We start from the raw sequence: 5,132 nt of genomic DNA, 5'->3' as shown, positions 1-5,132 counted from the left end.
AGTTAACCATTTATTCCTGCAAATTTAAAAGGAATTGATTAAATGAATGTATTAGTAAATCAGCAATATTTAAATTTAAAAAGAGGCTGTATCATAAATTTCGAATTATCATCCTGAAGGTTAATTTATTGTATAAAAATCGATACGAATAACTGATTTTTTTTTGCAAATGTTAAGTTACGAGGGATCGTCATTCCCAACTTGATTGGGAATCGTAATGCAAGCGCTTTAAGATTCCCGCCTGCGCGGGAATGACGATTATTCTATTTAAGTCTGTCAATGGTAGCCTGTCGAAGAACTTAATTAAATAAACCTTTAATGTGTTTCGACAGGCTCTCCGTAGGAGTCCTTTGGACGACATGACAAAATCTGAGAAGAATTGTCTTTATGATACAACCTCTTCTTTATTTCTCGGTTCTTTTAGAAAGAAAAACCTACCCCTAATGAGAAAACTTTATTTTTAAAGGTAATCTCATCCGAAAGATCTGTATCTGCTATACTGCTTAGACCTAATCCGTAGCCTGCATGAATATTAAAACCATTGTTTAATTGGTAACCAGCTAAAAAGTTTAGACCAAAATCAGTTCGTTTAAATTCCGATTCTGCCTCGCCAAATTTGATATCTTCTTTTACCGACCCATATTTACCATTTGCGCTTAAGGCGTAAGCAACGTACGGTCCGGCACCAAGAAACACCTTACCAGCGCTTCCTACTTTAAAATTCGCCAATAGGTTTACCGGTAACTCCAGATATTTAAAGTTTAATGTTGCCTCTTCAGTGGTTGCAATGTCATTATCTTCGAAATCCATATCACCGCTGGCCAGTTTTGTTCCTTTGTTTATAAAAGTTAAACCAGGTTGAATTGAAATTACATCAGACAGTACGAATTCGGCCGTACCGCCAACATAATAAGATGTTTTTGCATCAAAACTTACCGATGCGTTTCCTGATGATATGGTCATGTTTGGAAAGGCCACCCCGGCTTTCACGCCAAAAATTACAGGTTTGTTTGTTTGAGCTGAAGCTGCAAAGCCTAAACCTGCAACTGTTAATAAAGATAATACTAGTTTTTTCATCTGATTTTGAGAGTTGTTTTTGAAAATTATTTTTTAGTTTCCGTGCTTTCGCCTATACGGCTAAAACAGTACAATAATAAATAAACTAATTTGATAGTTAAAATTATTTTGTAACCGATGAAACCTTAAATAGCTGATAAACAACAAAGCCCCCAATTTCTTGGAGGCTTCTAAATAAATTATGGTTTAATACTATAAACCGAATGCAAAAGCAGCACGTAAGCCAATAAAGCCTGTAGAACCACCATTTCCTGACCAATTTTCGTAACGTAAACCGAAATCTAAACTAGATTTATCGGCAACAGAAAATGATGCGCCTAAAGTTGGTGCAACTGCAAATAAAGTACTACCACCTGTTTCAGTGCTAATTGCCGCACCTAATTCGCCAGCGCCATAAAAGTTACCACCAAAATAGTATTTAGCACCAGCTTTTAACGGGATAACACCATAACTCGTTTTTGCCCCAATAGACTTTAAAAAATCTTTTGCATCTCCTGTAGCCATTAATGATAAATAACCAGCTGAACCAGTTAAATTTAAATCCTTAGCCACTGGATGTTCGTACTGCAATGAACCGCCTACGATTAAGGTATTTGAATTTTTTTCTGTCGGTAAACCAAATTCAGCACCAATGCTTAGTTTTTGAACTGCTCCTTCTGTTTGAGCTGAAGCTGCAAAGCCCAGGCCTGCAACCATTAATAAAGAAAGTAATACTTTTTTCATGTGATTTTTATTTATTGTTCGTTAATTATTTGCATTTATAGACAAGCATGATGCCAAAAACGTTACAAATAAAATAAAAAAGACAAAATACAAATAACAAATAACTGATATACAGACAATTAAACACAAACTGAATTTATTCCAAATAGTTGTAATCGGTGATAAAATGTCTGAATAACTGTATGTTTATCACGAATAATTGAATTAAAAACAATAATTTGTCCTCTTAATTACGAGTTATAATCTAAATATATATGCAAATCTAATTCCAACAAAACCTTTGGTATTGGTCTTATTTAAATCGGACAACTCATTTTTACCCGTCCATGCTTCATATCTGATCCCTAAATCGAGTTTATTTTCGCCAGATAGCTTAAATTGATTCCCTATACCAGGCGACCAAACAAATAAAGTTTTTTGCCCATTATTTAATGGCAATGCCGCCCCTAACTGCCCTTCGGCGTAAAAACTTTCTCCCAGCTGATATTTCAAGCCAGCTTTAGCGGGTATATAGGTTAAATCCTGAACCTTAAAAAGCTGATTTCGCTTACCAAAAAAATTCATAAAACCTCCGTTTAAGGATATGGCAAAATCAGCAGCTATTGGGAAATCAGCTTTTATTGATGCACCTAAACCTATTCCAGATAAATTAACGAAGTTTCCCGATGGCAAACCTATTTCGGCACCAATACCAATATTAGGGGTATTTTGGGCTTTCAATATAACAGGTGTTAAAAATAGAAGAACTATTAAGGCATTTTTTATTTTTTGGCAAAGCATGAATTAAGCAGTAAGTTTTCTAAAAATATCTTCTAATGATTGCTGTTGGTGCATTTTTTTTAGGCCTTCGAGTGAATCTTTCGCTACGATTTTACCTTTGCTAATGATGATGATGTCATCGCAAATGGCTTCAACCTCTTGCATAATGTGGGTAGAGATGACAACCGTTTTAGCAGCACCTAATGTTTTGATCAGCTGCCTAATATCAACCAATTGGTTCGGGTCTAAACCAGAAGTAGGCTCATCTAAAATTAAAACCGCAGGATTATGGATTATCGCCTGAGCCAAACCTACCCTTTGACGGTACCCTTTGGATAACGCACCGATTTTTTTATGTTGCTCTGGTGTTAAGCCTACCATTTTGATGACTTCATCAATCCGTGCAGGTAAATTGGTAAGGTTATACGTTTGACCAACAAAATTTAAAAATTCCTTTACGTACATATCAGCGTAAAGCGGTGTATTTTCAGGCAGGTAACCAATATGCTTTTTAGCTTCAATGGCATCGTAAAGAATGCTTTTACCAGAAATTTCAGCCTCACCTGAGGTAGGCTCTAAATAACCGCTAAGCATACGCATGGTTGTAGATTTACCAGCTCCATTAGGGCCAAGAAAACCCAAAATACGACCTGGCCTGGCTTCAAAGCTAATCGAATCGACCGCCTTTTGCTTATCGTAATGTTTAGAAAGATTTTTAACTGAAATACTCATTTTGTGTTTTTTACCACAGATTTGCACAGACACAGATTTCATAATTGGTTAAACCGATCTGTGTTCACCCTTTCCATCTGTGGTTAATTTATATGCGCTGAACTTAATTTTTTATTATACCTGAACTTATCCAGTTCTTCTGATGCCTGTGGTAAATTATCGCCCGATAAAATATCTGCACCATTGTTAACCAGATGATAATAAACATTTTTTACCGGACTGGCAATGGCGCTTTTATCGATATTCCCCATGGTGCCTAAAATAGTGGTAATGCCTTTGTTGTGCAGGTATTGGTACAATTCTTTATCCGGAGCAGAAACACCAACAAAAGCTACAATACGGTTATAGGGTATGCCCAAGCTATTTAAACGTTTCAATTCTGCTTTCTTTTGAATGGAAGCTGAAATCATGAGTTCGGGTGCCAATTGATGTACCTCCTTGGCCTGATAGGCAGTATAAGTAATGATTATTGAATTACTTTCTACTTTATATTGTCTTACCTTTTCGATCACTTTGGCATAAGAAACACCCTTTTTCAAATCGATGGTTAATAAAACTTTTCCTTTGCTCCAGCTTAATACACTATCCAAAGTCGGGATTTTAAATTTTGTTTCTTTGCCCTCATCGTCTTTAAGATTGAAAGCCTTTAATTCTTCGTAAGTATAATTGCCAATCGGCCCTTTTCCTGTCGACGTACGATCGAGCTGATCATCGTGCATAATCACCATTACCGAATCTTTACTGTAAGCAATGTCGAATTCGATAATTACTGGATTATAGGTAGTCGCATTATCGAAAGTTTCGATACAGTTTTCAGGAAAACCAGGCATTAGACCTCCACGATGGGCACTGACTAATGGAAAACGATTTTCTGGCGACCATTTTAAGAATTGATATAACTCCGTTGGTGTATTAAACTTAATATATTGATGGCTTTTTTCTTCTGGTTTGCATGAGGTAAAAACTGCAACCATAACCAAAAACAGCAAATGATGGAATTTCATGCTTCAAAAGTAAGGTTAATTGGTTAATTGTTGAAATCTGATAATCGCGCTATCATATCAGTTTACCATTCATACTTTCAAATAATTAACCTTTACGCAAAGCCATTTTTGATGGCAAAAACAGCCAATCCAACCCGCGTTTTAAGTTCGAGTTTTTCGCATAACTGATCGCGATAGCTTTCAACAGTACGTGGGCTACAGAACATTTTATCGGCTATTTCCTTATAATTAAGCTCGGTAACGGTGTATTTTAAAAACTCTTTCTCCCGATCTGAAATTTTGATCTCAGCATCTTTGGTTTTATTTAGGCTGGAGAAAATGATTTTTGATGCCCAGTCAGGGTAAAAAAATCCGTTGATATTCAATTTTGTGAGCGCGTTTTCGAGCTCTACCGGATGCGCATTTTTTAACAGATAGCCTTTGGCACCGTTGCTAACCATTTTAATCACACTTTTCTCTTCACCCTGCATACTCAGGGCCATTACTTTTACCTCCGGATGGTGTGCAGTTACCCAGGTTACGGTTTCAAAACCATCCATAATGGGCATACTGATATCTAAAAGTAAAATATCGGGGATTTTATTGCTGTTTTCGAAGTTTTTAATCAGCTCTTTTCCGTTCTCACAAACATACATCACCTCAAATGCTGCAAAATTATCTATAATGCCCTGAAGTGCCTTTGCAATCAGGATATGATCATCAACAATAGCTATAGTTTTTTTCATGCCGGGCCATTTAAAATAATAGTAAGTGTAGTGCCTAAATCGGGTTTGCTTTCTAAATTAAATTGTCCACCGATAATTTCGGCTCTTTTTTTCATGTTTTTTAATCCTATAC

6 protein-coding genes are annotated in these 5,132 nt (G+C 36.2%); all 6 read right to left on the bottom strand.

Features of this window, described 5'->3' with window-relative positions:
• Window positions 1-420 precede the first annotated feature (420 nt).
• Complete coding sequence (locus AC1DPQ_RS17080) at window positions 421-1,077, bottom strand: porin family protein (protein ID WP_477610338.1); 657 nt, start codon at window positions 1,075-1,077, stop codon at window positions 421-423.
• A 192-nt stretch (window positions 1,078-1,269) separates the two neighbouring features.
• A complete protein-coding gene (locus AC1DPQ_RS17075; protein WP_477584828.1) occupies window positions 1,270-1,800 on the bottom strand; it encodes a hypothetical protein in 531 nt (176 codons plus the stop codon).
• Window positions 1,801-2,037: 237 nt separating this feature from the next.
• The gene (locus AC1DPQ_RS17070; protein WP_477610337.1) at window positions 2,038-2,520 is read right to left on the bottom strand and encodes a hypothetical protein; all 483 of its coding nucleotides are present in this window, start codon (window positions 2,518-2,520) and stop codon (window positions 2,038-2,040) included.
• A 63-nt stretch (window positions 2,521-2,583) separates the two neighbouring features.
• Entirely contained in the window at window positions 2,584-3,291 is a 708-nt protein-coding gene (locus AC1DPQ_RS17065; RefSeq protein WP_477584825.1) for an ATP-binding cassette domain-containing protein, read from the bottom strand.
• Between the two features lie 83 nt (window positions 3,292-3,374).
• Window positions 3,375-4,295 (bottom strand): glycerophosphodiester phosphodiesterase family protein, encoded by a 921-nt coding sequence (locus AC1DPQ_RS17060; RefSeq protein WP_477610336.1) that lies wholly within the window; start codon window positions 4,293-4,295, stop codon window positions 3,375-3,377.
• Between the two features lie 92 nt (window positions 4,296-4,387).
• The gene (locus tag AC1DPQ_RS17055) at window positions 4,388-5,020 is read right to left on the bottom strand and encodes a response regulator transcription factor (protein ID WP_477610335.1); all 633 of its coding nucleotides are present in this window, start codon (window positions 5,018-5,020) and stop codon (window positions 4,388-4,390) included.
• Window positions 5,021-5,132 lie beyond the last annotated feature (112 nt).

Source organism: Pedobacter sp. 01T416_2 (genome assembly GCF_056398925.1).
The sequence above is the reverse complement of the archived record's forward strand: the minus strand, read 5'-3'. Positions and strand labels throughout refer to the sequence as shown.

Bases quoted from the DNA above. Each gene is read 5' to 3' on its own strand.
- AC1DPQ_RS17055 (WP_477610335.1), bottom strand. From the start codon at position 5,020: ATGAAAAAAACTATAGCTATTGTTGATGATCATATCCTGATTGCAAAG.
- AC1DPQ_RS17075 (WP_477584828.1), bottom strand. From the start codon at position 1,800: ATGAAAAAAGTATTACTTTCTTTATTAATGGTTGCAGGCCTGGGCTTT.
- AC1DPQ_RS17065 (WP_477584825.1), bottom strand. From the start codon at position 3,291: ATGAGTATTTCAGTTAAAAATCTTTCTAAACATTACGATAAGCAAAAG.
- AC1DPQ_RS17060 (WP_477610336.1), bottom strand. From the start codon at position 4,295: ATGAAATTCCATCATTTGCTGTTTTTGGTTATGGTTGCAGTTTTTACC.
- AC1DPQ_RS17080 (WP_477610338.1), bottom strand. From the start codon at position 1,077: ATGAAAAAACTAGTATTATCTTTATTAACAGTTGCAGGTTTAGGCTTT.